Here is a 26,210-nt window from a genome sequence, read left to right as displayed (position 1 = left end):
ACCCTGCCGTTGTCCCATCAACTAGGATTGCGTGTCAATGAAACTCAAGCTTAACCGCCGCGGCGCAACGCAAGTTCGCCGTGCCGCCCTGGTCTTGCCCGTGCTGGTGGCCAGCGCGATGTCCGCGTGCAGCAGCATCAACGATGCGATGGCGCCGGACAAGATCGACTACAAGGCCAACGCCAAGCGCACCTCCACGCTCGACGTGCCGCCCGACCTGACCAAGATCGAAGGCGACCGCCGCTACTCCGTACCCGACCAGAACGGCACCTCCACGCTGTCGACCTACAACCAGTCGACCAAGGTGGCGCAGCAGCAGGTCGGCACCGAGAACGTGCTGCCGTCCACGCAGGGCGTGCGCATGGAGCGCGACGGCAACCAGCGCTGGCTGGTGATCAGCAACGGCATGCGTCCGGACCAGTTGTGGCAGTCGCTGCGCGAGTTCTGGCAGGAGAGCGGTTTCCTGCTGGTGCAGGACTCGCCCGAGACCGGCATCATGGAAACGGACTGGGCCGAGAACCGCGCCAAGATTCCGCAGGACTTCATCCGCAACACCATCGGCAAGGTCTTCGACGGCCTGTACTCGACCTCCGAGCGCGACAAGTTCCGCACGCGCCTGGAGCGCACGCAGAACGGCAACCTGGAGGTCTACATCAGCCATCGCGGCGCGCAGGAGCAGCTGACCGGCATCGACAAGTCGCAGACGGTGTGGACCCCGCGCCCGTCCGATCCCGAGCTGGAAGCGGAATTCCTCTCGCGCTTCGCGCAGCGCCTCGGCGTGCAGAAGGAGCAGGCCGACCGCATGGCCAAGAACGGCGGCGCGCCGGCGGCAGCGGCGTCCGGCGCGGCCGCGGCGCCCGTGGTGGCGGCCAAGGCACCCGCGGCCGGCAGCAACCTGACCCAGGTCAACGGCAGCCAGGCGCTGCAGCTGGCCGAGCCGTTCGACCGCGCCTGGCGTTCGGTCGGGCTGGCGCTGGACCGCGTCAACTTCACGGTGGAAGACCGCGACCGCGCGCAGGGCCTGTACTACGTGCGCTACGTCGATCCGCGCGACACCGTGGACAACCGCGGCTTCTTCTCCAAGCTGTTCGTCAGGACCGGCTCCGAGGACAGCAAGCGCGCCAAGAAGTACCGCGTGGCGCTCAAGGGCGACGGCACCGGCACCACGGTGACGGTGCAGAACGACGCCGGCCAGCCGGAAAGCACCGAGGTCGGCAAACGCATCCTCTCGCTGCTCGACGAGCAACTGCGCTGAGCGCGGTGCCGGTCGTGCCAGCACACCCGCGGCGTCCTGCCGCGGGAGGCTCCCGCAAGCTGCCGCGCGAGGCCGGCGCATGATGCGCTTCGCCTTTCTCGGCAGCGGCAGCGAGGGCAATTCCCTGTTGATCGAAGCGCGCGAGGGCAGCGCCACCACGCGGGTGCTGCTCGACTGCGGTTTCGGCATCCGCGAGACCGCGCGCCGGCTCGAGCGGCTCGGTGTCACGCCGGACCAGCTCGACGCGGTGCTGGTCACGCACGAGCATGGCGACCACGTCGGCTCGGCTTACGCATTCGCGTCGCGCCACGACCTGGCGGTCTACACCAGCCACGGCACCTGGCTGGCCACCTCGCACCTGCGCGGGGCCGAGACCGCTGACGTGCGGGTTTGCTGCGCCGACCATCCGCTGGCCATCGGCGCGCTCCAGATCCTGCCGTACACGGTGCCGCACGACGCGCGCGAGCCGCTGCAGTTCGTGCTCGGCGACGGCGACGCGAAGCTCGGCGTGCTGACCGACGCCGGCATGGAAACGCCGTACATCACCGCGCGCCTGTCGGGCGTGCACGCGCTGGTGCTCGAGTGCAACCATGACCGCGAGATGCTGCGCAACTCCGCCTATCCGGCCTCGCTGAAGCGGCGCATCGGCGGCGATTTCGGCCACCTCGCCAACGAGGTCGCGGCCGGGATCCTGGCGCGCGTGGCGCACCCGGGACTCCAGCGCGTGGTGGCGGCGCACCTGAGTCAGCAGAACAATACGCGGGAACTGGCGACGCAAGCGCTGGCGGGAGCACTTTCCGCGGCGGCCAGCGAGATCCTGGTGGCGGACCAGCACGAAGGGCTGGGCTGGCAGCCGGTCAGGGCCTGAATCCGGGGCGCCGCCGCGCGTGTGGCTGCCATGCGACAGCCGGTGCGGAAACGAACCGCATGGACGAAAAAAAGCCGACCCGAAGGTCGGCTTTCTTATCGGTCGAGACCGATTACTGCTTTGCAGCAGGAGCCGAAGCGTCGGCAGCGGGAGCCGAAGCGTCAGCGGCCGGAGCCGAAGCGTCAGCAGCCGGGGCAGCAGCGGGAGCCGAAGCTTCCGGTGCCGGAGCAGCAGCGGCGGGAGCCGAAGCTTCCGGTGCGGGAGCGGCGGCTTCTTCTTTCTTGCCGCAAGCGGCGAGAGCAACGGCGGCGAGCAGCGATGCGATCAGGAGAGACTTCTTCATTGTTCGTCCTTTAACTTTAATAACAGAAAAACAGGCGATGAATAATTACCGGTAATTATCGCTCTTGAACTGCAAAATAGAGGCTCTCCCGGGTGCCGACAAATGCAGTGGTACACAGTACTAGCCAGCCGACGATTATATCCGCGTTTTCCCGGCTTGTGTAGCGCTGTCTTTTCCTGTTTTTGCTTGTTACGGATTATTACAGCGGAGATGGCGCAAATTGCAGCCAACCCTCCAGCGCCCAGTGATGAAAGGTCTCCATCAGGTCGGGCAGAGCGGCGCTGGCGGCCACTTCGGCGGCACTCAGATGGCGCCGGTCGGCCAGTTGGCGCAGCCAGCGCGCCAGTTCCGCGGGCGGTTCGTAGGCTTCGCCGTTGATAAAGAAATGGGTGCGGTCGTACAGCGCGATCGATCCCGGCGCCAGCACGATGCCGTGAGATAGTGCCAGCTTGGTGTATTTCTTCAGCGTGATTTCCGGTATCTCCGGGAATTCCACGCTCGGCTTCGGCTCGGAAAGGTGGGTGCCCAGAAACTCGGAAATCATGCTACCCGACCAACGAAGGGCACCGAGGCGCTCGCCGACCGCGCGCACCATGCCGGCCGGCAATTGCGCCGGCCGCGCGGTGGCGGCCTCGCCCGGGTCCGCGTAGCGGCCCTCGAGTTCCTCGTTGTCCTCGACCGTCTCCGACAGCCAGGCCAGGAAATGCCCGGCCAGCTCGCGGTAGGCCGGCGCGCGGAAGCCGACGGAGTAGGTCATGCACTCGCCCTCGGCCACGCCGTCGTGCGCGTATTGCGGCGGCAGGTAGAGCATGTCGCCGGGTTCCAGCACCCATTCCTGCTCGGGCGTGAAGTCGGCCAGGATCTTGAGCGGCAGGTCCGGCACCAGGTCGAGCCGGGGCTGGGACGAGATGCGCCAGCGCCGCCGGCCCGATACTTGCAGCAGGAACACGTCGTAGGAGTCGAAATGCGGACCCACGCCGCCGCCGTCGGTGGCGTAGCTGACCATCAGGTCGTCCAGGCGCGCATCGGGGGCGAAACGGAATTGCCCCAGCAATGCCGCGGCTGCACTATCGTGGAGGTTGACGCCCTGCACCAGCAGGGTCCATTGGCGCGTCTTGAGCGAGGGCAGGTTGTCGGCGGCGAAGGGGCCCTGCTCGAGCTTCCAGCGGTTGCGGAAGTGCGACACCAGGCGGGACTCGACGTCGTCCCGGTCGGCCAGTTCGAAAAGGGACTCGCGCGATACCGGCGGCACGATTCCCGGTATGGCCTGTCGGATCAGCAGGGGCTTGCGGTGCCAGATATCGCGCATGAAAGCGGCCGGCGTCATGCCTCCCAGCAGGGGGAGCGGCACGTCTGGATCGACGGGGCCGGGGGGCAAGGCCTGCGCGTATAATGCGGAATCGTTCATGGAGTCAAGAATTGAAAATCGCTAAGAACACGGTGGTATCCGTGGTGTACAAGCTGTCGGATGCGCAGGGCAATCTGATCGAGGAATCGGATGAGCCGATGGTCTATTTGCACGGCGGCTATGATGGCACGTTCCCCAAGATCGAGGAAGCGCTGGAAGGCCACGAAGCCGGCTTCGAGACCCAGCTCCAGCTCGAGCCCGACGAAGCGTTCGGCGATTACGACGCCGAGATGGTCAAGGTGGAGCCGCGCGACCGCTTCCCCGAGCCGCTCGAGATCGGCATGCAGTTCGAGGGCGTGCCCGAGGACGGCGACGAAGACGATTCGATCATCTATACCGTGACCGACGTGGCCGAAGACAAGGTCGTGCTCGACGGCAACCATCCGCTGGCCGGCATGGCGCTGCGCTTCTGGCTGCAGGTGTCGGAAGTGCGCGAAGCCACCGACGACGAAGTCCAGCATGGCCACGCCCACGGCGCCTCGGGCGTCGAGGTGGTGGACGAGGACGAAGACGAGGACGACAGCAAGCGCACGCTGCACTGAGTGCGCACCGCCGCGCAGCACGTTCGCTCCCGAAAAGCCGGCTTTGCCGGCTTTTCGCTTTCATGGGCCACCGCATTGGCTACCATCCTGGCCGCCGCATCGTCCCCCGCGCCGCTCAGTCCGGCCCCGGGCCGTCCCTGAGCGTCACCTCGAACGGCCTGGGCGAGCCCGGCGTGATCGCCAGTTCGGCGTACTGCCCGGGCGCGCCGGCCGGCAGCGCCACGCGGGTCACGTTGCGCAGCGTCTTGCCGCCGGCATCGCGCAGCGGCGTGTCGATGCCGAAGCCGCCCAGGCTGGTATGCACCAGCAGTACCTGGCCGCGATAGCGCGCGGCCAGTTCGCGCAACTGGCGCTTGAATTCCAGGAAACCGTCGCGCGCGCGGCGGCGCAGGAAGCCATCGAACAGCGACGGGTTGCCGCGCTGCTCCCAGCCGTTGCCGAACTGCGGATCGGCGTGGACCAGCACCACGATGCCGGGCAGGTTCTGCTGCTGCGCCAGCGAGAACGCGCGCGCGAGCCACTGGCGGTTGGCCTCGCGGCGGTCCTCGAACTCGCCGTTGCGGCCGCCCTCGGAGCGATAGTGGTTGTTGTCGCCGGGCAGGTTCAGCGTCACCAGCAGCGCGCCGCCGGCGCTCCAGCGCACGTTCTCGCGGTAGCTGCGGAAGGTGGCCTGGTCGGACTGCCGCATCAGCGCGGCGGTGCGCTGGCCCAGTGTGGCGTCGTCGGGAAAGAACAGCTCGCGCAGCCGGTTGAGGCGCTCCACCGCGTCGAAATGGCCGTTCACGTCGCGCTGGCATTCCGCCCAGTCGGTTTCGCCGGGCAGGTAGACCAGCGGCAGCGGCGACTGGTCGAGCAGGCGCTGGCGCGCCGCGAGCAGGGCGTCGCCGCACGATTCGGTGTCGCCCTTGATGCCGCCCAGGTGCACCACGAAATCGAGCCGGCGCTCGGCGGCGTAGTCGAGCAGGCGCGCGGTGCGCGCCTCGGCCGCGGGCCACTGCGGCTGGTCGGCGATCAGCGCCAGGCGCACGGTCGCGGCGGCCGGCGCGGCGGCGCGCCGGGGCGCCGCCGCCGCGTGCAGCGCGGGCAGGGCCAGCGCCGCGCCCAGCAGCACGGCGCGGGCCAGCGTGCGCGCCGGCGCGTGGCGGCGGCGCGGCCCGGTCGGCGTCATGCGGTGGCTACCGCATCCCTGGCCAGCGCCCGCAGCCGGTAGAGCGCGTCGAGTGCCTCGCGCGGGGTCAGGCTGTCGGGGTCGAGCCCGCCGATGGCGTCGAGCAGCGCGGACTGCTCCGGCGACATCGCGCCGCCCTGCGCCGCGGCGGGCTGCGCGTAGTCGTCCTCGTATGCCTCCTCGTCCGGCGCCGGCGGCGCGGCGAACAGGTCGAGCTGCGGCGTGGGCGTGGCGTCGGCCGACTGCTGCTCCAGCCAAGCCAGGTGCTTGCGCGCGGCGCGGATCACCGGCTGCGGCACGCCCGCCAGCTGCGCCACCTGCAGGCCGTAGCTCTGGCTGGCCGGGCCGTCCTGCACGGCGTGCAGGAACACGATGCCGTCGCCGTGCTCCACCGCCGAGAGATGCACGTTGGCCGCCTGCGTGAACTCCTGCGGCAGTTGCGTGAGCTCGAAGTAGTGCGTGGCGAACAGCGTGTGGCTGCGGTTGTGCGCCAGCAGGTGGCGCGCGATCGCCCACGCCAGCGCGAGGCCGTCGAAGGTCGAGGTGCCGCGGCCGATCTCGTCCATCAGCACCAGGCTGGCCGGGGTGGCGTTGTGCAGGATGCCGGCCGCCTCGGTCATCTCCACCATGAAGGTGGAGCGCCCGCCGGCGAGGTCGTCGGCCGCGCCGATGCGGGTGAAGATGCGGTCGATCGGGCCGATCACCGCGCGCCGCGCGGGCACGTAGGCGCCCACGCAGGCCAGCAGCACGATCAGCGCGGTCTGGCGCATGAAGGTCGACTTGCCGCCCATGTTCGGGCCGGTGATCAGCAGCAGCTTGCGTGCCTCGGTCAGTTGGCAGTCGTTGGCGATGAACGGCACCGACTCCGACGCGAGCTGGCCTTCCACCACCGGATGGCGGCCCTGCGCGATGTCGATGGCGTTCTCGTCGACGCGCTCGGGCCGGGTCCAGTCCAGCGTCTGCGCGCGCTCGGCCAGCGCCGCCAGCACGTCCAGCCGGGCCAGCGCGCCGGCCACGCGCTGCAGCTCGCCGATATGCGGCAGCAACTGCTGCAGCAGCGCGTCGTAGAGCTGCTTCTCGCGCGCCAGCGCGCGGTCCTGCGCCGACAGCGCCTTGTCCTCGAAGGCCTTGAGCTCGGGCGTGATGTAGCGCTCGGCGTTCTTCAGCGTCTGGCGGCGGCGGTAGTCGTCGGGGACCTTGTCGGCCTGGCCGTTGGTCACTTCGATGTAGAAGCCGTGCACGCGGTTGTATTCCACGCGCAGGTTGGCGATGCCGGTGCGGGTGCGCTCGCGCGTCTCCAGGTCGACCAGGAACTGGCCGCAGTTCTCGGAGATGTCGCGCAGCTCGTCGAGCTCGGCGTCGAAGCCGCGCGCGATCACGCCGCCGTCGCGCACCACGCTGGCCGGCTCGGGCGCCACCGCGGCCACCAGCAGCGCCTGGCAGTCCTGCGGCACGGCCAGCTCGGCCACGGTCTGGCTCAGCAGCGGCGCGGCCTCGTCGGGCCGCACGCGGGCCTGCACCTCGGGCAGCGCGGCCAGCGTGTCGCGCAGCGAGGACAGGTCGCGCGGGCGCGCGTTGAGCAGCGCCAGGCGCGCGGTGATGCGCTCCACGTCGGACAGCCGGCGCAGCGCCGCGCGCAGCGGCTCGATGCCCTGCTCCAGCAGCGCGCCGATGGCCTGCTGGCGCGCCTGCGGCAGCGCGCGGTCGCGCAGCGGATGGTGCAGCCAGTGGCGCAGCAGGCGGCTGCCCATCGTGGTGGCGCAGGTGTCGAGCAGCGAGAACAGCGTGGGCGACTCGCCGCCGCGCAGGGTCTCGGTCAGCTCCAGGTTGCGGCGCGTGGCGGTGTCCAGGCCGACGAATTCCGATTCGCGCTCGACCGTCACGCCCTGCACGTGGCGCAGCGACTGGCCCTGGGTGGAGGCCGCGTAGTTCAGCAGCGCGCCCACCGCGCCCAGCGCCGCGCCCAGCCCGGCGCAGCCGAACGGGTCCAGGCTGGCCACGCCGAGCTGCTCGCGCAGGCGGCGTGTGCCGGCCTCCTGGTCGAAATGCCATTCCGGCAGGCGCGTGCGCGCGCAGGCCAGCGCCGGCAGCTCGATGCCGTCGGCGAACAGCAGCTCGGCCGGGCGGATGCGCTCCAGTTCGCGGCCCAGCTGCGCCACTTCGCACTCCATCAGGCGCAGCTCGCCGCTGGCGAGGTTGAGCCAGGCCAGCCCCATCTTGCTCACGCCGCGGCGCGTGGTGTGCTGGTGCACCGCCATCAGGAAGGTGTCGGCCTTGTCCGGCAGCAGCGCCGCGTCGGTCAGCGTGCCGGGGGTGACGATGCGCACCACCTTGCGCTCCACCGGCCCCTTGCTGGTGGCGGGGTCGCCGATCTGCTCGCAGATCGCCACCGATTCGCCCAGCTTGACCAGGCGCGCGAGGTACTGGTCCACCGAGTGGAACGGAATGCCGGCCATGCGGATCGGCACGCCGTTGGAGGCGCCGCGCGCGGTCAGCGTGATGTCCAGCAGCCGCGAGGCTTTCTCCGCGTCGTCATGGAAGAGTTCATAGAAATCGCCCATCCGGTAGAACAGCAAGGTGTCCGGATGGTCGGCCTTGAGGCGCAGATACTGCTGCATCATCGGCGTGTGCTTGGCGCCGGAAGCCTCCGCCGCCGTCTGGTCCGGGTCCGTCTTTTTCTGCAATCCCATTGCCATTAAACCTGTTTGGCACGGAGGGCCGCTGCCGGCGCCCCCGTGCTTGCCACCGCCTTGCCGGCCCGATCGGCGCGCACGGCGCGCGGCGCGGGCGCGGCGGAAACAATCCGGCCGCGCGAGGGGCCTGCCTCGGGACGCAAGGGGGTATTTCGGAAGATGGGCGATATGGTACAGCACCGGCCGCGCGGCTTGGGGCCGGCGGCGCCCGGCGAGGGCGCCGGGCACGGCAACGCGCCCCGGTGAGCGGGGCGCGGAGGGAGGGCTGGCGCGCGTGCGCTCAGCGGAACACCAGCACCGGGATGGTGCTGTGCGTGAGCACCTTCTGCGTTTCGCTGCCGAGCAGCAGGCCGCTGATGCCGCTGCGGCCGTGCGATGCCATGAAGATCACGTCGCAGCCCTGCTCGGCGGCGGTGGCGATGATGCCGCGGTACGGCGCGGCCGAAACCGAGGTGACGGCGTTGCACGGCACGCCGGCCAGCGCCGCGGACGCTTCGATGCGCGACAGCTCGGCGCGCGCGGCGGCCTCGACGCGCTGCTCGAACACCGAGCGCTTCTCGTGGGTGGCGTCGCTGGTCGGCAGGAACGGATATTCCTCCAGGCTCATGTAGGCGGTCAGCTTGGCGCCGGTGGCGCGGGCGAACTCGATGGCGGCGCCGACGGCCTTCTGGGAAAGCTCGGAACCGTCGATGGGGAGGAGGATGTGCTTGAACATGGGTGGTACCTGGGTTGGGGCGTTGGGGAGGGGGCGGTGCTTCAGGCCGAAGCCTTGCGCAGGATGACGTAGAGCTCGTCCTTGAGCTTGAGCTTTTCTTTCTTGAGGGACTCGATGGCGGTGCTGTCGGCCGGCACCAGCCCGGCTTCCATGTTCTTGATTTCCTGGTCCATCTCGTTGTGGCGATGGAACAGCTTGGCGAAGTGCGTGTCCTGTGCCTTGAGCACAGAGATCAGTTCGCGGAATTCGGGAAACATGCGAGGCTCCTTGAAGTGGCGGTCCGGGCTGCGCGGCGGCCTGCAGCGGGCGGGGGCCCGCGCCAGGGCGAGGGTGCCGGCAGCGCATGCCTTCATTGTGTGCCGGCGCGGCACCGCGGGCCTTGATATGGATCAGGCTCACACGGCGTATGCGCCGCCCGCGCGCAAACGAAAACGCCCGCTCCGTGAGGGGCGGGCGTTGCGCGCGGGCGGCGGGGGAGGCTCAGGCCGCCTTGGCGTGGTCGGCCGAGAACGGCGACAGCAGGCGCACCATCTGCGCGAATGCCTTGGGGTTGCCGGCCAGGATCTCGCCCTGCTCGAGCTGGCGCGCCTCGCCAGCGTAGTTGCCGGTCAGGCCGCCGGCCTCGGTCACCAGCAGCATGCCGGCGGCCATGTCCCAGGGCTTGAGGCCCTGCTCGAAGAAGCCGTCGGTGCGGCCGCAGGCCACGTAGGCCAGATCCAGCGCGGCGGCGCCCGGGCGGCGCAGGCCGGCGCAGTTCTGCGTCATCAGCGCGAACAGCTCCATGTACTGGTCCAGGCCGGCCAGGTCGCGGTACGGGAAGCCGGTGCCGACCAGGCAGTCGGCCAGCTTGTCGCGGCGCGAGACGCGGATGCGGCGGTTGTTCAGGAACGCGCCGGCGCCCTTGCTGGCGGTGAAGAGCTCGTCGCGCGTGGGGTCGTAGACCACGGCCTGCACCGGCACGCCCTTGTGCAGCTGGGCGATGGAGACGCAATACTGGGGAAAGCCGTGGATGAAGTTGGTGGTGCCGTCGAGCGGGTCGATCACCCACGTGTATTCGCCGGCTTCCTCGCCCTCGGCCCAGGACTGGCCGGACTCTTCCGCTAGAATGGCGTGTTCCGGGTAGGCCGTGTGGATGATCTCGATGATCGCGGCCTCGGCGGCGCGGTCGACTTCGGTGACGAAATCGTTGTGCTGCTTGCGGGAGACATGGACCCGGTCGACGTCCATTGACGCGCGGTTGATAACGGAACCTGCCTTGCGGGCCGCCTTGACGGCGATATTGAGCATCGGATGCATGAATCTCTCCAGGCCGGCCAGGAGTGCGCCACCCGGCGCGAAAGGCCGGACGCGCTGCCCTCCGGGGGCGGCTGACAACACAACGAATTGTAGAAGAACGGGCGCGTCGCCTTGGCCGGAAACCGGCGGAACGGGCGGCGCACCGAAGATGAAGCCTGGATTGTATATGAACCCGCCGAACCAGACGAGTGCCGCCGCCGGCGACGCCGCCGCCACGCCGCGCCAGCCAGTGGATATGACGCAGGGTGCACCCGCGGCCTTCGCCGCCGTGCGCTTCGTGCTGGTGGAGACCAGCCATCCCGGCAACGTAGGCGCGGTCGCGCGGGCCATCAAGACGATGGGCTTCGGCGCCGTGCCGGGCAGCCTGGTGCTGGTCGCGCCGCGCGAGCTGGAAGTGCGCGCGCATCCGGACGCGGTGGCGATGGCCAGCGGCGCCGACGACGTGCTGGCCGGCGCGGTGATCGTGGACGGCATCGAGCACGCGCTGGCTGGCACCGCCTACGCGGTGGCGCTGACCGCGCGCCAGCGCGAGTTCGGCCCGCCGCGCCTGCTGCCGCGCGACGCCGCCGCGCAGGCCGCCGGCCGCATCGCCGCGCGCCTGGCCGCCACGCCCGGCGAGCCGCCGGCCGGCGCGCATGTGGCCTTCGTGTTCGGCAACGAGCGCTTCGGCCTGCCCAACGAGGCCGTGGCGCGCTGCGCGGCGGTCACGCACATTCCGGCCAACCCGGCCTACACTTCGCTCAACCTGGCGCAGGCCGTGCAGCTGATCGCCTACGAGATGCGGCTGGCCCTGCTGGAGCCGCGCGCCACGCCGCTGGCCGAGATCGGCTATGCTGGCGAGCCGGCCACCGCCGAGCAGGTCGAGGCCATGTTCGGCCACCTGCAGACGGGGCTTGAGGCGATCGGCTTTCTCGACCCGGCCGCGCCCAAGAAGCTGATGCCGCGCCTGCGCCGGCTGCTGGCGCGCAGCGGGCTGGAGCGCGAAGAAGTGAACATCCTGCGCGGCATCGCCAAGCACATGCTGCTGGCCGCGCGCGGCGAGGTCCCCGGCGCCGCGCGCGCGCCGGGCAAACAGGAGACGTAAGCGGTGGTGCAGATTCCTGCCTTCGGCGCGATCCACGCGATCGGCCTGACGACGACCGGCCCGGCAGTTGGCCCGACAACCGGCCCGGTAGCCGGCTCGACGGCCGGGCCGTTCCGCGCGCCCGCGCGATGTTGACGGCCGGCGCCGCCGGCGTCCGCCAGCGCGGACGGGGCGGCGCACGCGCAGTCAATGTCCATGACGGCAGCAGGGCACCAAATCTCTTACACTCCCTGCTCCGTTCCCACCGGCCAACGACCATGCCGGCGATCGCGTTTCCACCCCGGCGCACCTGACCGGGCCGGGGCCCGCGGCGCACGGCAGGGCAACACGACACGACCACGATGTTCTCTCGTCTGAAGGAAGATATCGACGCCATCATGCGGCGCGATCCCGCCGCGCGCAGCCGTCTCGAGGTGCTGACCTGCTATCCCGGCCTGCATGCCGTGGTGTTCCACCGCTTCGCGCACGCCTGCTGGAACGCGGGCTTTCACTGGCTGGGGCGCTGGATCTCGCACTGGTCGCGCTTTCTCACCGGCATCGAGATCCACCCGGGCGCCAAGGTCGGGCGGCGCGTGTTCATCGACCACGGCATGGGCGTGGTGGTGGGCGAGACCGCCGAGATCGGCGACGACTGCACCATTTACCAGGGCGTGACGCTGGGCGGCACCTCGCTCTACAAGGGGCAGAAGCGGCATCCCACGCTGGGCGCGGGCGTGGTGGTCAGCGCCGGCGCCAAGGTGCTGGGCGGCTACGCCATCGGCGACGGCGCGCGCATCGGCTCCAACGCCGTGGTGCTCAAGCCGGTGCCGCCGGGCGCCACCGCGGTGGGCGTGCCGGCGCGCATCATCCTGCCCGACGCGCCCGGCGCGCAGCAGGGCGCCAAGCAGGAATTCTCGGCCTACGGCATCACGCCCAACGCGGACGACCCGGTCTCGCTGGCGCTCAAGAGCCTGATCGACAACGCCGCGCAGCAGCACGAGCGGCTGGAGATCGTGATGGCCGCGCTGGACCGGCTCGGCGAGCATCTCGAGAACACGCCGAACGACCGGTTCGACGCCAGCGAGCTGCGCAAGCTGATGAAGTGACGATGATGGCGGCGCGGGGCCGCGCCGGGCGCGCTCAGTCCGCCTGCGGCAGCACGCTGAAGCCGCTGGCGTCGAGCTGCAGCACCGCCGCGCGCGGGCGCCGGCCGTCGAGGTCCCAGTCGGTCAGCACCCAGCGCACGCCTTCGGCGCTTTCGTGGCGCGCGGGGCGGTGGGTGTGGCCGTGCACCAGCACCGGCGCGCGGCTGGCGCGCAGCAGCGCGGCCACCGCCTGCGGCGCGGTGTCGCCGTAGTCGGGCGGCGCGTCGCGGCGCGCCTGCCGGGCGCGGCCGGCTTCGCTGTCGGCGCGCAGCCGGCGCGCCACGCGCAGGCGCAGCGCCAGCGGCAGCGCCAGGAACGCGCGCTGCACCCAGCCCTTGCGGGTCCAGCGGCGAAAGCGCATGTAGCGCGCGTCGCCGGTGCACAGCATGTCGCCGTGGCTCAGCGCCACGCGCTGCCCGGCGCAGTCGATCACGGTCGGGTCGGGCAGCAGCGTGGCCCCGGCGGCGCGCGCGAAGCGCTCGCCCAGCAGGAAATCGCGGTTGCCGTGCATCAGGTACACCTGCACGCCGTAGCGGGCCAGCTCGCGCAGCCGGGCCGCGATCTGCGCCGCGAACGGGCTGTCGGTCTCCTCGTCGCCCACCCAGAATTCGAAGAAGTCGCCGAGGATGAACAGCGCGCGCGCCTGCACGGCGGCGCGCTCGAGCACGCGCTCGAACGACGCCAGCGTGCGCGGCATCGCGGGCGTGAGGTGCAGGTCGGAAATGAACCACGCCGGCTCCGGCACCGCGAGGGCGCCGGCAGCCGGCGTGGAGGGGGGCATGGTCATGGGGAGGAAAAGAAGTTCTGGCCCGACATCATGCCGCGACCCGGCGCCACCCGGCGGCACGGACCGCCGGGCTGCGCCGCGGATTTACTCGACCACCACGGCCTTTTCGATGACCACGTCCTCGAGCGGCACGTCCTGGTGGAAGCCCGCGCTGCCGGTGCGCACGCCCTTGATCTTCTCGACCACGTCGGCGCCTTCGCTCACCTTGCCGAACACGGCGTAGCCGAAGCCCTGCGGGGTCGGCGAGGTGAAGTTGAGGAAGTCGTTGTCGACCGTGTTGATGAAGAACTGCGCGGTGGCCGAGTGGGGCGCGTTGGTGCGCGCCATCGCCACCGTGTAGCGGTCGTTCTTGAGGCCGTTGCCGGCTTCGTTCTCGATCGGGGCGTCGGTGCCCTTTTGCTTCATGCCGGGTTCGAAGCCGCCGCCCTGGATCATGAAGTTCTTGATGACACGGTGGAAGACCGTGTTGTCGTAGTGGCCCTTGCGCACGTAGGACAGGAAATTCTCGACCGACTTCGGCGCCTTCTCGGCGTCGAGTTCGATGGTGATGACACCCTGGTTGGTGTGGAGTTCTACCTTGGACATGTTGCTTTCCTCTGTTCGGTGATTGCCTGGCTGTTGCCCGGCGTGACGACGGGGCGGGGCGGCCGTGCAGCCTTACTTGACGACCGTGGCCGACTCGATGACGATCGGCGCGGCCGGCACGTTGTGCATCGGGCCATATGACGTGGTAGGCGCGCTCTTGATCTTGTCGACGGTATCCATGCCTTCCACCACCTTGCCGAACACGGCATAGCCGTTGCCGTCCGGCTGCGGATAGTCGAGGTTGGAATTATCCACCACATTGACGAAGAACTGTGCGGTGGCCGAGTTGGGATCGCTGGTGCGCGCCATCGCCACCGTGCCGGCCTTGTTCTTCAGCCCGTTCTGCGCTTCCAGCGGGATCGGCGCGCGCGTGGCCTTCTGCTTCATGTCGCGGTCGAAGCCGCCGCCCTGCACCATGAAGCCGTTGATGACGCGGTGGAAGATGGTGCCGCTGTAGAAGCCGCTCTTGACGTACTCGAGGAAGTTCGCCACGGTCTTGGGCGCGGCATCGGGGTAGACCTCGATCGTGAATTTGCCCGCGCTGGTGACGAACTGCACCCGTTCGGTCCTGGTCTGCTGTGCCTGCGAGGCCAGCGGCGACAGCGCCAGGGCACCGGCGAACAGGCCGGCAAGGACGAGGCGACGCGAAAAAATCATGCTTGACTCCGTGGGTCGGGGAAACATTGGGGACGGGCCGCGGCCCGCCTGCCGGATAGGGAGGATGCGGCGGCTATGGCGTCTGTGACGTTACCGCGCGGGTTCGGCGGCGGCATCGCTGGCGGCGCCGCTCGCGCGGGTCTCGGTGGCGGCCGCGGCGGCGCCGGCGGCCGGCTTGCGCCGCGCGCCGGCGGCCGGCGCTGCCGGCGCCGGGGCCGGGGTGGCCGTCAGCTGCCGGAGGCCGGCCTGCGCCACGGCGTCCGCCGGGTTGCGGCGCAGCGCGTCGCGGTAGGCAGTCTCGGCCAGGCGGCGGTAGACGTCGCCGAGATTGGCGTAGCCGACCGAGAAGCCGGGCCTGACCTCGACCGCGAGCAGCAATTCCGCCTCGGCGCGCTTGAGGTCGCCGCGCCTGGCATACAGCAGCGCCAGGTTGTTGTGCGGCTCGGGCAGCTCGGGGAAGTCCTGGGCCATCGACGACAGCGCGGCAATCGCCTCGTCCTCGCGCCCGGCCTGGGCCAGCGCCCAGGCGCGCTCGAAACGCGCCTGCGCATTGCGCGGGTTGGTGGCCAGCACGCGGTCGAAGCCGCTGATGGCCTCGTCGTAGTGTTGCTGCGCCGCGGCCTTCTGCGCCGCGGCCATGCCCGGGTCCGCCGAGCGCACGCCGCCCGGCGGCGTGGCCGGCGCCGCCAGCGAGAGCGGCCCGTTCTGCGCGCCGGCGGGCGCCGCCGCCAGCAGGCCCGCCAGCATTGCCGCCAGGCCGATCGACGCGGCCGCGGTGCGTCGGCGCGCGGGCTTGGGTGAAGCGGTTTTCAGGGTGGGCAGGAACAGGCTCATGTAAGGGCGGTCCGTTATACTCCGCGGCATTCTAGCAAAGCGCGGCCCGCGGGCCGCGCTTTGCCGCTTGTGCGGGCGCGCCGCGGCGCGCGGCGGGCCGCCTCCGGGCGCCGCCGTGGTGCGCCGCGAGGCGCGGGGCGCGTCACGGCGGGCGGGCGCTTCCGGTAAGATATGGGGCGCGCCGGAATTTGCCCGGGCGCAAATCGCCGGACTCGCGAATGGCGCGACAATGGCGTGACGATCTGGCGCGATTGTCGCCTTGTCGCCTGGCCGTGTCGCTGTGCCCTGTTGTGCCGTCGCTGTCGCAACCTGTCATGCTGCCGGCAGGATTTCTCTTCCATTCACCTCGTTTCATGTATCCACTGAATATCTACAACACGCTCGCGCGTGAAAAGCAGCTCTTCGTGCCAATCGAACCCGGCCGCGTGCGCATGTACGTCTGCGGCATGACGGTGTACGACTATTGCCACGTCGGCCACGCGCGCGTGATGGTGGTGTTCGACATGGTGCAGCGCTGGCTGCGCACCGCCGGCTACGAGGTGACGTATGTGCAGAACATCACCGACATCGACGACAAGATCATCCGCCGCGCGGCCGAGAACGGCGAGACCATCGGCGCGCTGACCGACCGCTTCATCCGCTACATGCACGAGGACGCCGACGCGCTCGGCATCCAGCGCCCGGACCACGAGCCGCGCGCCACCGAGTACGTGCCGCAGATGCTCGACATCATCGGCAAGCTCGAGGCGCGCGGCCTGGCCTACCAGGCCAGCGACGGCGACGTGAACTATGCGGTGCGCAAGTTCCCGAACTACGGCCGCCTGTCGGGCAAGTCGCTCGAGGACCTGCGCGCCGGCGAGCGCGTGGCCACCAACGAGGCCAAGCACGACCCGCTCGACTTCGTGCTGTGGAAGTCGGCCAAGGAAAGCGAGCCGGCCGAAAGCAAGTGGCAGTCGAAGTGGGGCGTGGGCCGCCCGGGCTGGCACATCGAATGCTCGGCCATGAGCTGCGCGTTGCTGGGCGAGCATTTCGACATCCACGGCGGCGGCGCCGACCTGCAGTTCCCGCACCACGAGAACGAGATCGCGCAGTCCGAGGGGGCGAGCGGCCAGACCTTCGTCAACCTGTGGATGCACAACGGCTTCGTGCGCATCAACGACGAGAAGATGTCGAAGTCGCTCGGCAACTTCTTCACCATCCGCGAGGTGCTGGCCGCCTACGACGCGGAAGTGGTGCGCTTCTTCATCCTGCGCGCGCACTACCGCAGCCCGCTGAACTACAGCGACGCGCATCTCGACGACGCCCGCCATTCGCTCACGCGCCTGTACACCGCGCTCAAGGACGTGCAGCCCGACGGCGAGCCGCTCGACTGGGAGGAAGCGCACGCGAAGCGCTTCGTCGACGCGATGGGCGACGACTTCAACACGCCGATCGCGATGGCCGTGCTGTTCGACCTCGCCAGCGAGGTCAACCGCACCGGCGCGCCGGCGATGGCACGCCAGCTCAAGGGCCTGGGCGCCACGCTGGGCCTGCTCGGGCGCGACGCGCACGCCTTCCTGCAAGGCGGCAAGAGCGCCGACGGCCTGCAGCCCGGGCAGATCGAGGCGCTGATCGCCGCGCGCAAGGAAGCCAAGGCCGGGCGCAATTTCGCCGAGGCCGACCGCATCCGCGCCGAGCTGCTGGCCGGCGGCGTGATCCTCGAAGACAAGCCGGGCGGTGTCACCGAGTGGAGGCGCGCTTGAACGCTGCCGCGCGCAAGACGGTGCCGGCCGCGGCGCCGGCCAAGACCGCCGCGGCCGGCAAGGCCGCCGCGCCCCGGCCGGCCAAGGCCGCAGGCGCGGCCAAGGCCGCCGCCAAGCCGGTGAAGCCGGCGCCCAAGGCCGGCGCGCGCGCCGCCAAGGCGCCCGCGCTGCCCGAGGCGCAGGCGGTGCCGCTGCCGGTCGAGGCCGTGGTCGACGCGGTGCGTCCCGCCTACTGGGACGAGGCCTGCGCCGACCTGATGAAGCGCGACCGCATCCTGCGCAAGATGATCCCCACCTACGGCCCCGCGCACCTGATCTCGCGCGGCGACCCCTTCATCACGCTGGCCCGCTCGGTGGTCGGCCAGCAGATCTCGGTCAAGGCCGCGCAGACCGTGTGGGAGCGGCTGGCGGCGCTCTGTCCCCGGCTGACGCCGGCGCAGATGCTCAAGGCCGGGCACGAGAGCCTGGCCGGGTGCGGCCTGTCGCGCCGCAAGGCCGAGTACATCGTCGACCTCGCCGAGCACTTCAAGGCCGGGCGCGTGCACGTGGGAAGCTGGGCGGAGATGGACGACGAAGCGGTCATCGCCGAGCTCACGCAGATCCGCGGCATCGGCCGCTGGACCGCCGAGATGTTCCTGATGTTCAACCTGATGCGGCCCAACGTGCTGCCGCTCGACGACGTCGGCCTGATCAACGCCATTTCGGCCAATTATTTCAGCGGCGAGCCCGTCACGCGCAGTGAGGCGCGCGAGGTTGCCGCCAACTGGGAGCCCTGGCGCACCGTGGCCACCTGGTACATGTGGCGCAGCCTTGACCCGCTGCCAGTGACCTATTAGCCTGACGGGGCGCAGAATTTGCAAGGAAGTGCGCGAGACTGCATCCGCAGACTTGCGGTTCAGCGGGCGAATTCCGGTAGAATGCGCCCCTTCACAGACAGGTACGTGTGATTCTCATGAAAACCACCTTCCTGGATTTTGAGCAGCCCATTGCCGAACTCGAGGCAAAGATCGAAGAACTGCGTTTCGTGCAGGACGATTCGGCTGTCGACATCTCCGAAGAAATCTCGCGGCTGGCCGGCAAGAGCCAGCAGCTTACCAAGGACATCTACGCCAACCTGACCCCGTGGCAGGTGGCGCAGATCGCCCGGCATCCGCAGCGTCCCTACACGCTGGACTACGTGCGCGAAATCTTCACCGATTTCCACGAGCTGCACGGCGACCGCGCGTTTGCCGACGATCTCTCCATCGTGGGCGGGCTGGCCCGCTTCAACGGCCAGGCCTGCATGGTGATCGGCCACCAGAAGGGCCGCGACACCAAGGAGCGCGCGCTGCGCAACTTCGGCATGTCCAAGCCCGAAGGCTACCGCAAGGCCAAGCGCCTGATGGAGCTGGCGGACAAGTTCGGCCTGCCGATCTTCACCTTCGTCGACACCCCGGGCGCATTCCCCGGCATCGACGCCGAAGAGCGCGGGCAGTCCGAGGCCATCGGCCACAACCTCTACGTGATGGCCGGCCTCAAGGTGCCCCTGATCGCCACCATCATCGGCGAAGGCGGCTCCGGCGGCGCGCTGGCGATCGCCGTGGGCGACGTGGTGCAGATGCTGCAGTTCGCCACCTACGCCGTGATCTCGCCGGAAGGCTGCGCCTCGATCCTGTGGAAGACCGCCGAGAAGGCGCCCGAAGCCGCCGAGGCGCTGGGCCTGACCGCGCACCGCCTCAAGGCGCTCGGCCTGATCGACAAGATCGTCAGCGAGCCGCTCGGCGGCGCGCACCGCGACGCCAAGGGCATGGCCGCCATGCTCAAGCGCTCGCTGGCCGATTCGCTGCGCCAGTTCCAGGGCATGGACGTGAAGGAGCTGCAGGCGCGCCGCCATGCGCGCTTGCTGGCCTATGGCAAGTTCAAGGAATCCGGCACGGCGGGCTGATCCGTCCGCCGGCTTGACCGACAAGGTCGCACAGGCCCTCCAGGCCGGTGCGGCCTTTGTCGTTTCTGGTCCCGGCGAGCGGAGCGGCACGGTGGCGGTGGCGCTGTCGGGCGGGCGCGACTCGGTCGCGCTGCTGCACGCGCTGCGCGCGGCGGTGTGCGCCGCCGCGCTGCCGCTGCGCGTGGTGGCGCTGCACGTGCACCACGGCCTGCAGGCCCGCGCCGACGAGTGGGATGCGTTCTGCGCATCGCTGTGCCGCGACTGGCAGGTGCCGTTCCTGAGCCGCCGCGTCACCGTCGGCCAGCAGCACGGCGAAGGCCTCGAAGCCGCCGCGCGGCGCGCGCGCTACGCCGCGCTCGAAGCCATGTGCGGCGAGGCCGGCGCACACCTGCTGCTGTTCGCCCATCACCAGGACGACCAGGCCGAGACCGTGCTGCTGCGCCTGTTCCGCGGCAGCGGCCTGGCCGGGCTGGGCGGCATGCCGCGCCTGCGGCGCATGGGCGCGGACCGGCAGATCGTGCTGCTGCGCCCCTGGCTCGACGCGGGCCGCGACCAGATCGACGCCTACTGCGCGGTCCACGCGCTGCCGTGGATCGACGACCCCTCCAACCACGACCCGCGTTTCGCCCGCAACGCGCTGCGCCAGCACATGCCGGCGCTGGCCGCCGCATTCCCGGCGCTGCGCGCCAACGTGGCGCAGGCCGCCGCGCACCTCGCGCAGGCCGGCGAACTGCTCGACGCGCTCGCCACGGAATGGATGGCGCCGCTGGTGCGCCCGCCGCGCGACGCCGCCACCGTGGCCGAGCTCGATCTCGCCGGGCTGCGCGCGTTGTCCGCGGCCCAGGCCGACGCCGTGCTGCGCCTGTGGCTGCGCGAGCTCGGCACGCAGGCACCGTCCACCGCGCGGCTGTCCGCCATGCGCGCGCAGCTGATCCGGCACGACGGCGGCGAGCCCGCCATCCGTCACGAAGCGCTGGTGCTGCGGCGTTTCCAGGGCCGCGTGCTGGCCTGCCGCGCCGAGCCGGATGTGTCCCCGCCGGAACTGGCCCTGCGCTGGAATGGCGAGGCGAGCCTGCCCGCGCCATCGTGGCGCGGCGAACTGCGCTTCACGCGCGACGACACCTTCGGCGTGCCCGAGGCGGTGCTGCGCGAGCCGCTGCGACTGGCCGCGCGGCAGGGCGGGGAACGCATCGTGCTGCGCCCCGGCGGCCCCGCGCGCGCGCTCAAGCAGGCCTACCAGGAAGCCGGCGTGCCGGCGGCGCGGCGCGCGCACCTGCCGCTGCTGTGGGCCGGCGGCCAGCTGGTGTTCGCGGCCGGCCTCGGCATGCACCGCCGGTGGCCGCAGGCGCCGGCCGCGCCGCGCTGGCGCATCGAATGGTCGGCGTGGCAGGGCGGGGCGCCGGCCGCCGAATAGGCCGCATCCGGCGCCGTGCGGCCGCGAAAAACGCCGCGCGCGGCGGCCTCCGCGGGGCGGGTGCGCACCGCCCTCCACATCGGCCGGGGCCTCTTCGGGCCGCCCGCGCCTTGCCTCGGCACGCCTCTTCGTGTATTTTCAGAGGTTTTGCACAATCGCTGGCGTCGACAAGAAGATGGCTCTCATCGTTCACAAATACGGCGGCACTTCGATGGGTTCTCCGGAACGCATCAAGAATGTCGCCAAGCGCGTTGCCAAATGGCACCGCGCCGGCCACCGCGTAGTCGTGGTGCCTTCGGCCATGTCGGGCGAGACCAATCGCCTGCTCGGCCTCGCCAGGGAAATCTCGGCCCAGCCGAACCCGCGCGAACTGGATATGCTGGCCTCCACCGGCGAACAGGCCAGCGTGGCGCTGCTGGCCATCGCGCTGCAAGGCGAGGGCATCGACGCCATCAGCTACACCGGCTGGCAAGTGCCCGTGAAAACCGATTCGGCCTTCACCAAGGCCCGCATCGAATCGATCGACGACGAGCGCATCCTCGCCGACGTCGATGCCGGGCGCGTGGTCGTCATCACCGGCTTCCAGGGCATCGACGACGAAGGCAACATCACCACGCTCGGCCGCGGCGGCTCGGATACCTCGGCCGTGGCCATCGCCGCGGCCATCGAAGCCGACGAATGCCTGATCTACACCGACGTGGACGGCGTCTACACGACCGATCCGCGCGTGGTCGAGGACGCCCGCCGCCTGGACAAGATCACCTTCGAGGAAATGCTGGAAATGGCCAGCCTCGGCTCCAAGGTGCTGCAGATCCGCTCGGTGGAGTTCGCCGGCAAGTACCGCGTGAAGACCCGCGTACTGTCGTCGCTGACCGACCCCCTGATGCCGCTCGAGAAAGAAATGCACTCGGGCACGCTGATCACTTTTGAGGAAGAGTCTGACATGGAAGCAGCCGTCATCTCCGGCATCGCCTTTGCCCGTGACGAGGCCAAGATCACCGTCCTGGGCGTGCCCGACAAGCCCGGCATCGCCTACCAGATCCTGGGCCCGATCGCCGACGCCAACATCGACGTCGACATGATCATCCAGAACCAGTCCGTCGACGGCAAGACCGACTTCACCTTCACCGTGCCGCGCGGCGAATACCAGCGCGCGCTGTCCATCCTGAACGACGGCGTGAAGGGCCACATCGGCGCCGCCAGCGTGTCGGGCGACCCCAAGGTGTCGAAGGTCTCGGTGGTCGGCGTGGGCATGCGCTCGCACGTCGGCATCGCCAGCAAGATGTTCCGCACGCTGTCCGAGGAAGGCATCAACATTCAGATGATCTCCACCTCGGAAATCAAGATCTCGGTGCTGATCGACGAGAAGTACATGGAACTCGCGGTGCGCGCACTGCACAAGGTGTTCGAGCTGGATCAGGCGTGATCCGGCGCGGCAGGCCGCATCCGGCCCGCCGCACGTTTTGCCGGGGTGCACAAATTTTTGCGGCCGGTCATCGAAACTTCGTTGACCAATCGAAAACACCCCGATAGAATACGCGCTTCGTTGTGTGGCCTCCCTCACACAACGGCAGGTTTGGGAGACGTGGCCGAGAGGTCGAAGGCACTCCCCTGCTAAGGGAGCATCCGGGCCAAAACCTGGATCGAGGGTTCGAATCCCTCCGTCTCCGCCAGCAATGGCGGCAGAACCCCGGAAGATCGCGGTCTTCCGGGGTTTTGTTTTTTGTGGGCCGTCAGCGGACCCATTACTGGGTGAATCTGTCCGCCGGTTGCCCACTTTCCGCGTTGTCACGCACCGCGCGTCCCGGCACGTTTTCACGGTCACGTCGGCACAGTGCACGGCGCACGGTCGACGCCGATCCGGCACTACTGCCAGCCCGTCACGCCAGAAGAGCCGATCCCGTTCTGCCGGTCTGGGCGGAACGCCCGATGCCGCTCACTCGCGCCACCACTCATTCGCCGGCGTTCGTCGCCCGGCCGGCGGGCCATCCTCCACCCAGCGCCCGGTACAGTTGCACGGAGGCAATGGCCTGGCCCGTCTGCGTCTGGATCTGCTCGTCCTCGCGCCGCAGCGCGTCGACGCGCGCATCCAGCACGTCTTGCAGCGTGCGCAGGCCGCCTTCATAGAGGCGCACGGCGCTTTCGCTGTTGCGCCGCGCGGTGGCCACCACCGTATCCAGCGTGGCGTTGCGCTGGTCCAGGCCACGGCGAACGCCGTAGGCGTTGTCCACTTCCTCGAGCGCGCGCAGCACGACCATGTCGTAGTTTGCCTGCGCCGCTTGCAGGCGGGCATCCGCGGCGTCGATATTGGCCTGGATGCGCCCGGCCGTGAAGATCGGCAGTTGCACGCCGACGCCCAGTAAGCCGCCGGAGCCGCTCAGCGCCGGCAGTCCCTCCAGGTGCAGGCGCCCGTCCTGGCCGAGGAAGGTCAGGTAGAAGCGCGGGAACAGCTCCGCCTTGGCGCTGCCGAGCCTGGCGGCCTGCGCCTGCACGAGCGCGGCGTTGGCGCGCACGTCGGGCCGCCGCTGGATGACCTCGGACGGCAACTGTCCGGCGGGAGGCGCCGGCACGAAGAATGCCGCCGGCGCGGGCAGCGCGGCGGTGCCCTGGGGCGCGTCGCCGGCGAGCACGGCCAGGCGGCGCTCGCGGACCGAGATCTGGCTCAGCAGCACGGGCCGCTGCGCGCGCAGCGCGTCGAGCTGTTCGCTCACGCGATCCACGTCGAACGGCAGCGCCTGCCCGGCGGCACGGCGCGCGCGGGTGTAGCGCAGCAACTGCGCCACGGTGTCGACGCTGCGGTCCAGCACCTGCAGGCGGCGCTGCAGGCCGCGCGCCGCGAAGTAGTTCTCGGCCACGTCGGCGGCGATCATCAGGCGCGTGCCGCGCATCTGCTCTTCGGCGCCGAGCGCGACGGCCGCGGCGGCCTGCGCGTCGCTGCGCCGGCCGCCGAAGACATCGATCTCCCATGCCACGGTGGCCCCGGCAAGGTAGCCGTCCACGCCCGGCGACATGTCGGGCAGGCCGGCCGGGCTGCGCAGGTCGGTCACGCCGCGCGCGGCGCGCGCCTGCGCCGAGAGCGTCGGGTAGAGCGCCGAATCGGCGATCCGGCCGGTGGCGTGCGCCTCCGCCACGCGGGCCTGCGCCAGGCGCAGATCGGGATTGGCCTGCAGGGTGCGGGTGATCCGCTGCGTCAGTTCGGGGTCTTCCCAGTTCTGCCACCATTGCGACAGGTCTTGCCCGGCGCCCGGCGCGGCCGGGTCGGGGGCTTCCGTGAACGCGGCGGGCAGCGCGACGCTGCCCGGCACGGTGACGCTCACCGTGGTGCAGCCGGGCAGGCCGAGCGCGACGCACGCGACAAGGCCGGCAACGGTGACAAGGGTGGCGAGGGTGGCTCCTGGACTATGGCTCAAGGCAGAAATCCGCTTGGGTGGCGTGGTTGCGGGGGAATGTGCGTGGCGTTCCGGCATGGCGGCCTAGCCCTGCTGCGCCAGCATGGAGCGAAAGCGCGCGAGCGCCAGCGCGAGGAAGATCCCGCCCGCGGCCGTGACGCCCAGCAACTGCGGCCACACGACCTCCAGGCCCGCGCTGCGGAACAGGATGGCCTGGGTGAGGTTGACGAACTGGGTGGTCGGCAGGAATTGCACGGCGCGCTGCATGGCGGCCGGCATGCTTTGCACCGGCGTGGCGGCGCCGGACAGCAGGTAGGCCACGGCGTAGGTCGGCACCGCCAGCAGGCCGAACTGCGGCATCGACGGCGCCACCGTGGCCAGCCACATGCCCAGCGCCGTGACGGAAAACAGGTAGAGCGCCGTGCTCAGCGCGAACAGCGCCGGCGAGCCCGAGAGCGGCACCTTCAGCCACAGATGGACCACCAGCCACAGCGACAGCAGGGAGGCCACGAAGATCACCGCGCCGTTGGCGAGGATCTTGGCCACGGCGATCTCGCTGGCGCGCACCGGCATCACCAGCAGGTGTTCGATGGTGCCGTGCTCGCGTTCGCGGATGACCGCGGCGCCGACCAGGATGATGGCCAGCACGGTGATGTTGACCACGATCTGCATGGTGGACGTGAACCAGTGCGATTCCGTATTGGGATTGAACATCACCGTGCTTTCCACGCGCACCGGAAGCTGCGCCTCGATGTCGGCGGCGTGCAGGAATTCGAGCACCTCGCGCGTGAAGATCTGCTGCAGGTAGGCCGAGCCGAGCCCGGCCTGCGTCATCGCCGTGGCATCGACGAGCACCTGCACGGTCGGCGTCCTGCCGGCGAGCACGTCGGCCTCGAGGCGCGGCGGGATCTCGATGGCGAAGATATAGCGTCCGCGGTCCATCTCCTCGTCCACGGCATGCCGGTCCACGTCGACGGGCGTCTTGAAATACGGCGGGCGGATCGCGTTGCGCAGGCGGCGCGAGAGTTCGGAATGGTCGGCGTCGACGATGGCCACCGATGCGTTCGATACCTCCGCCTTGATGCCCTTGGCCACCGACTGCACGGCCAGCGTGAAGGCGAACGCGATCAGCACCATCAGCGTGATGTCGCTCGACAGGCTGCGCAATTCCTTGCCGCACAGCCGCGCCACGTTCTTGCACCACTGGTTCATCTCGGCGGCTCCGGGCTAGGTTTCCTGCTTGCGCAACAGCAGGCGCGCGGCAGCGAGGTATGACAGCGCAAAACCCAGCAAGGCCAGGTACATGGAGCCGAAGCTGCCCGCGCCCAGGCCCTTGGTGAAGCTGCCCAGGCTGACCAGCTGGAACCACGACGACGGAAATCCCAGCCCGATCCAGTAGCTGCTGCCGGTCAGCGTGGACACCGGATAGAGCAGGCCGGAGAAGTTGACGGACGGGATCAGGCACAGGATGGCGGTGCCGAAGATGGCCGCCACCTGCGAGCGCACGAAGGTGGACACCAGCAGGCCGAGGGCGGTCGCGGCCAGCACGAACAGCGCCGCGCCCAGCGACAGGGCGAAGAAGGAGCCCTTGAGCGGCACCTGGAGCAGCACGATCGCCAGCGCCACCAGGGTCAGGTAGCTGACCATCGCCAGCGCCACATAGGGCATCTGCTTGCCGATCAGGTATTCGCCCACGCTCGCCGGCGAGGCATACAGGTTGGTGATGGATCCCATCTCCTTTTCACGCACCACGCCGAGCGCGGTCAGCATGGTGGGGATCAGGATCAGCGCCAGCATGACGATGCCCGGCGTGATGGCGTAGATGCTGCGGAATTCCTGGTTGTAGACGAAGCGGGATTCGATGGCAATCGGCAGCGCCGGCGCCCGGGCCGGCTGCGCGCGCATCTGCGCCTCGGCATAGGCCAGCAGCACGCCGGTGACGTAGGCGCGCGTGGTCGCGCCGGGGAAAGGGCTGGAGCCGTCGATGCGGAACGCGACCTGCGGCTGCCGGCCGGCCAGCAGGTCGCGCGCGAAGCCGGGCGGGATCTCGATCACCATCGTGGTGGCGGCCGCGCGCAGGCGCCGGTCGGCATCCGCGTCGTCTCGCGCGGCGTCCGTCTGCACGAAGTAGCGCGAGCCGGAGAACTGCTCCACCAGTTCGCGGCTAGCGCGGCTCTGGTCGCGGTCCAGCACGGCGAAGCGCACGTTCTCCACGTCGAACGACACGCTCCACGCCGCGGCGCAGAGCAGCACGATGGGGCCGAGGATGGCAAACGCCAGCCGGAGCTTGTCGCGCGCCAGCTCCATGGCCTCGCGCCGGCCGAACGCCCACGTGCGCGCCAGCGCCGAGCCGCCGGACCTGGCCGCGCGGCGGCCGTCCGG

General features: G+C 70.0%; 24 protein-coding genes and 1 tRNA gene. 11 read left to right on the top strand and 14 right to left on the bottom strand.

The genetic code is table 11. The features are described 5' to 3' along the window. Window positions 1–37: 37 nt before the first annotated feature. Both bamC and AC3WXD_RS11225 read left to right on the top strand, forming a co-directional pair. Window positions 38–1,255: an NlpB/DapX family lipoprotein gene (gene bamC, locus AC3WXD_RS11230; RefSeq protein WP_029043279.1), complete on the top strand. Its 1,218-nt coding sequence runs from the start codon at window positions 38–40 to the stop codon at window positions 1,253–1,255. Window positions 1,256–1,334: 79 nt separating this feature from the next. Then, window positions 1,335–2,123, top strand: coding sequence for an MBL fold metallo-hydrolase (locus tag AC3WXD_RS11225; RefSeq protein ID WP_020201477.1), 789 nt, complete (start codon window positions 1,335–1,337; stop codon window positions 2,121–2,123). A gap of 112 nt (window positions 2,124–2,235) precedes the next feature. Here AC3WXD_RS11225 and AC3WXD_RS11220 read toward each other — a convergent pair whose 3' ends face one another. Together AC3WXD_RS11220 and AC3WXD_RS11215 are read right to left on the bottom strand one after the other, a co-directional pair. After that, complete coding sequence (locus AC3WXD_RS11220) at window positions 2,236–2,466, bottom strand: hypothetical protein (protein WP_081651328.1); 231 nt, start codon at window positions 2,464–2,466, stop codon at window positions 2,236–2,238. A 199-nt stretch (window positions 2,467–2,665) separates the two neighbouring features. Next, a complete protein-coding gene (locus AC3WXD_RS11215; RefSeq protein ID WP_196812842.1) occupies window positions 2,666–3,874 on the bottom strand; it encodes a cupin domain-containing protein in 1,209 nt (402 codons plus the stop codon). 11 nt (window positions 3,875–3,885) lie between these two features. Between AC3WXD_RS11215 and AC3WXD_RS11210 the strand changes: the two genes are divergently transcribed. Further along, window positions 3,886–4,416 (top strand): FKBP-type peptidyl-prolyl cis-trans isomerase, encoded by a 531-nt coding sequence (locus AC3WXD_RS11210; RefSeq protein WP_059412930.1) that lies wholly within the window; start codon window positions 3,886–3,888, stop codon window positions 4,414–4,416. 115 nt (window positions 4,417–4,531) lie between these two features. On the opposite strand, the gene AC3WXD_RS11205 is transcribed toward AC3WXD_RS11210, so the two are convergent. From AC3WXD_RS11205 to AC3WXD_RS11185, 5 genes are all read right to left on the bottom strand, one after another. Then, entirely contained in the window at window positions 4,532–5,584 is a 1,053-nt protein-coding gene (locus AC3WXD_RS11205) for a hypothetical protein (RefSeq protein ID WP_492323721.1), read from the bottom strand. Beyond that, window positions 5,581–8,274, bottom strand: coding sequence for a DNA mismatch repair protein MutS (mutS, locus tag AC3WXD_RS11200; protein ID WP_492323720.1), 2,694 nt, complete (start codon window positions 8,272–8,274; stop codon window positions 5,581–5,583). Before mutS ends, AC3WXD_RS11205 begins: the two co-directional genes overlap by 4 nt. A 283-nt stretch (window positions 8,275–8,557) precedes the next feature. Beyond that, a complete protein-coding gene (locus AC3WXD_RS11195) occupies window positions 8,558–8,992 on the bottom strand; it encodes a universal stress protein (RefSeq protein ID WP_020207013.1) in 435 nt (144 codons plus the stop codon). A gap of 41 nt (window positions 8,993–9,033) precedes the next feature. Continuing rightward, window positions 9,034–9,249 (bottom strand): HP1242/YdcH family protein, encoded by a 216-nt coding sequence (locus AC3WXD_RS11190; RefSeq protein ID WP_020207012.1) that lies wholly within the window; start codon window positions 9,247–9,249, stop codon window positions 9,034–9,036. 223 nt (window positions 9,250–9,472) lie between these two features. Then, window positions 9,473–10,288: an inositol monophosphatase family protein gene (locus AC3WXD_RS11185; protein ID WP_020207011.1), complete on the bottom strand. Its 816-nt coding sequence runs from the start codon at window positions 10,286–10,288 to the stop codon at window positions 9,473–9,475. 166 nt (window positions 10,289–10,454) lie between these two features. Between AC3WXD_RS11185 and AC3WXD_RS11180 the strand changes: the two genes are divergently transcribed. Further along, window positions 10,455–11,372 carry an RNA methyltransferase gene (locus tag AC3WXD_RS11180; RefSeq protein WP_492323719.1) on the top strand — a complete coding sequence of 306 codons (918 nt, stop codon included), beginning with the start codon at window positions 10,455–10,457 and terminating at the stop codon, window positions 11,370–11,372. A gap of 341 nt (window positions 11,373–11,713) precedes the next feature. Continuing rightward, window positions 11,714–12,457 carry a serine O-acetyltransferase gene (cysE, locus tag AC3WXD_RS11175; RefSeq protein WP_492323718.1) on the top strand — a complete coding sequence of 248 codons (744 nt, stop codon included), beginning with the start codon at window positions 11,714–11,716 and terminating at the stop codon, window positions 12,455–12,457. A gap of 34 nt (window positions 12,458–12,491) precedes the next feature. On the opposite strand, the gene AC3WXD_RS11170 is transcribed toward cysE, so the two are convergent. From AC3WXD_RS11170 to AC3WXD_RS11155, 4 genes are all read right to left on the bottom strand, one after another. Further along, complete coding sequence (locus AC3WXD_RS11170; protein WP_059412928.1) at window positions 12,492–13,283, bottom strand: UDP-2,3-diacylglucosamine diphosphatase; 792 nt, start codon at window positions 13,281–13,283, stop codon at window positions 12,492–12,494. An 84-nt stretch (window positions 13,284–13,367) separates the two neighbouring features. Next, entirely contained in the window at window positions 13,368–13,868 is a 501-nt protein-coding gene (locus AC3WXD_RS11165) for a peptidylprolyl isomerase (protein WP_059412927.1), read from the bottom strand. A 72-nt stretch (window positions 13,869–13,940) separates the two neighbouring features. Continuing rightward, window positions 13,941–14,525 (bottom strand): peptidylprolyl isomerase, encoded by a 585-nt coding sequence (locus tag AC3WXD_RS11160; RefSeq protein WP_020207076.1) that lies wholly within the window; start codon window positions 14,523–14,525, stop codon window positions 13,941–13,943. A gap of 90 nt (window positions 14,526–14,615) precedes the next feature. Further along, the gene (locus AC3WXD_RS11155; protein WP_059412926.1) at window positions 14,616–15,359 is read right to left on the bottom strand and encodes a tetratricopeptide repeat protein; all 744 of its coding nucleotides are present in this window, start codon (window positions 15,357–15,359) and stop codon (window positions 14,616–14,618) included. 353 nt (window positions 15,360–15,712) lie between these two features. Between AC3WXD_RS11155 and cysS the strand changes: the two genes are divergently transcribed. The 6 genes from cysS to AC3WXD_RS11125 all read left to right on the top strand — a co-directional run bounded on the left by cysS (window position 15,713) and on the right by AC3WXD_RS11125 (window position 22,112). Continuing rightward, on the top strand, window positions 15,713–17,101 hold the full coding sequence (gene cysS, locus AC3WXD_RS11150; RefSeq protein WP_059412925.1) for a cysteine--tRNA ligase: 1,389 nt from the start codon (window positions 15,713–15,715) through the stop codon (window positions 17,099–17,101). Further along, window positions 17,098–17,937 (top strand): DNA-3-methyladenine glycosylase family protein, encoded by an 840-nt coding sequence (locus tag AC3WXD_RS11145; protein WP_492323717.1) that lies wholly within the window; start codon window positions 17,098–17,100, stop codon window positions 17,935–17,937. The genes cysS and AC3WXD_RS11145 overlap by 4 nt, the downstream gene beginning before the upstream one ends. A gap of 116 nt (window positions 17,938–18,053) precedes the next feature. Beyond that, window positions 18,054–19,025, top strand: a complete 972-nt coding sequence (locus AC3WXD_RS11140; protein ID WP_020206155.1) for an acetyl-CoA carboxylase carboxyltransferase subunit alpha — start codon at window positions 18,054–18,056, stop codon at window positions 19,023–19,025. Next, window positions 18,991–20,439 carry a tRNA lysidine(34) synthetase TilS gene (gene tilS, locus AC3WXD_RS11135; protein WP_492323716.1) on the top strand — a complete coding sequence of 483 codons (1,449 nt, stop codon included), beginning with the start codon at window positions 18,991–18,993 and terminating at the stop codon, window positions 20,437–20,439. The genes AC3WXD_RS11140 and tilS overlap by 35 nt, the downstream gene beginning before the upstream one ends. Before the next feature lie 175 nt (window positions 20,440–20,614). Beyond that, window positions 20,615–21,865 (top strand): aspartate kinase, encoded by a 1,251-nt coding sequence (locus tag AC3WXD_RS11130; protein ID WP_029044270.1) that lies wholly within the window; start codon window positions 20,615–20,617, stop codon window positions 21,863–21,865. A gap of 153 nt (window positions 21,866–22,018) precedes the next feature. Next, window positions 22,019–22,112, top strand: a tRNA-Ser gene (locus AC3WXD_RS11125). Between the two features lie 279 nt (window positions 22,113–22,391). On the opposite strand, the gene AC3WXD_RS11120 is transcribed toward AC3WXD_RS11125, so the two are convergent. The 3 genes from AC3WXD_RS11120 to AC3WXD_RS11110 form a co-directional block, all read right to left on the bottom strand. Beyond that, complete coding sequence (locus tag AC3WXD_RS11120) at window positions 22,392–23,849, bottom strand: TolC family protein (RefSeq protein ID WP_492323715.1); 1,458 nt, start codon at window positions 23,847–23,849, stop codon at window positions 22,392–22,394. 63 nt (window positions 23,850–23,912) lie between these two features. Continuing rightward, window positions 23,913–25,040, bottom strand: a complete 1,128-nt coding sequence (locus AC3WXD_RS11115) for an ABC transporter permease (RefSeq protein WP_059412921.1) — start codon at window positions 25,038–25,040, stop codon at window positions 23,913–23,915. Between the two features lie 15 nt (window positions 25,041–25,055). Then, the coding region (locus AC3WXD_RS11110) for an ABC transporter permease (RefSeq protein WP_492323714.1) at window positions 25,056–26,210 on the bottom strand (1,155 nt) is incomplete at its 5' end.

The organism is Cupriavidus sp. FW216-B1 (genome assembly GCF_058789195.1).
Note: the sequence above shows the minus strand (reverse complement) of the source record. Positions and strands in the feature narration are given on the sequence as shown.

Coding starts and splice junctions, on each gene's coding strand:
- bamC (WP_029043279.1), top strand. CDS start 38: ATGAAACTCAAGCTTAACCGCCGCGGCGCAACGCAAGTTCGCCGTGCC.
- AC3WXD_RS11225 (WP_020201477.1), top strand. CDS start 1,335: ATGATGCGCTTCGCCTTTCTCGGCAGCGGCAGCGAGGGCAATTCCCTG.
- AC3WXD_RS11220 (WP_081651328.1), bottom strand. CDS start 2,466: ATGAAGAAGTCTCTCCTGATCGCATCGCTGCTCGCCGCCGTTGCTCTC.
- AC3WXD_RS11215 (WP_196812842.1), bottom strand. CDS start 3,874: ATGAACGATTCCGCATTATACGCGCAGGCCTTGCCCCCCGGCCCCGTC.
- AC3WXD_RS11205 (WP_492323721.1), bottom strand. CDS start 5,584: ATGACGCCGACCGGGCCGCGCCGCCGCCACGCGCCGGCGCGCACGCTG.
- mutS (WP_492323720.1), bottom strand. CDS start 8,274: ATGGGATTGCAGAAAAAGACGGACCCGGACCAGACGGCGGCGGAGGCT.
- AC3WXD_RS11195 (WP_020207013.1), bottom strand. CDS start 8,992: ATGTTCAAGCACATCCTCCTCCCCATCGACGGTTCCGAGCTTTCCCAG.
- AC3WXD_RS11190 (WP_020207012.1), bottom strand. CDS start 9,249: ATGTTTCCCGAATTCCGCGAACTGATCTCTGTGCTCAAGGCACAGGAC.
- AC3WXD_RS11185 (WP_020207011.1), bottom strand. CDS start 10,288: ATGCATCCGATGCTCAATATCGCCGTCAAGGCGGCCCGCAAGGCAGGT.
- AC3WXD_RS11180 (WP_492323719.1), top strand. CDS start 10,455: ATGAACCCGCCGAACCAGACGAGTGCCGCCGCCGGCGACGCCGCCGCC.
- cysE (WP_492323718.1), top strand. CDS start 11,714: ATGTTCTCTCGTCTGAAGGAAGATATCGACGCCATCATGCGGCGCGAT.
- AC3WXD_RS11170 (WP_059412928.1), bottom strand. CDS start 13,283: ATGACCATGCCCCCCTCCACGCCGGCTGCCGGCGCCCTCGCGGTGCCG.
- AC3WXD_RS11165 (WP_059412927.1), bottom strand. CDS start 13,868: ATGTCCAAGGTAGAACTCCACACCAACCAGGGTGTCATCACCATCGAA.
- AC3WXD_RS11160 (WP_020207076.1), bottom strand. CDS start 14,525: ATGATTTTTTCGCGTCGCCTCGTCCTTGCCGGCCTGTTCGCCGGTGCC.
- AC3WXD_RS11155 (WP_059412926.1), bottom strand. CDS start 15,359: ATGAGCCTGTTCCTGCCCACCCTGAAAACCGCTTCACCCAAGCCCGCG.
- cysS (WP_059412925.1), top strand. CDS start 15,713: ATGTATCCACTGAATATCTACAACACGCTCGCGCGTGAAAAGCAGCTC.
- AC3WXD_RS11140 (WP_020206155.1), top strand. CDS start 18,054: ATGAAAACCACCTTCCTGGATTTTGAGCAGCCCATTGCCGAACTCGAG.
- tilS (WP_492323716.1), top strand. CDS start 18,991: ATGGCAAGTTCAAGGAATCCGGCACGGCGGGCTGATCCGTCCGCCGGC.
- AC3WXD_RS11130 (WP_029044270.1), top strand. CDS start 20,615: ATGGCTCTCATCGTTCACAAATACGGCGGCACTTCGATGGGTTCTCCG.
- AC3WXD_RS11115 (WP_059412921.1), bottom strand. CDS start 25,040: ATGAACCAGTGGTGCAAGAACGTGGCGCGGCTGTGCGGCAAGGAATTG.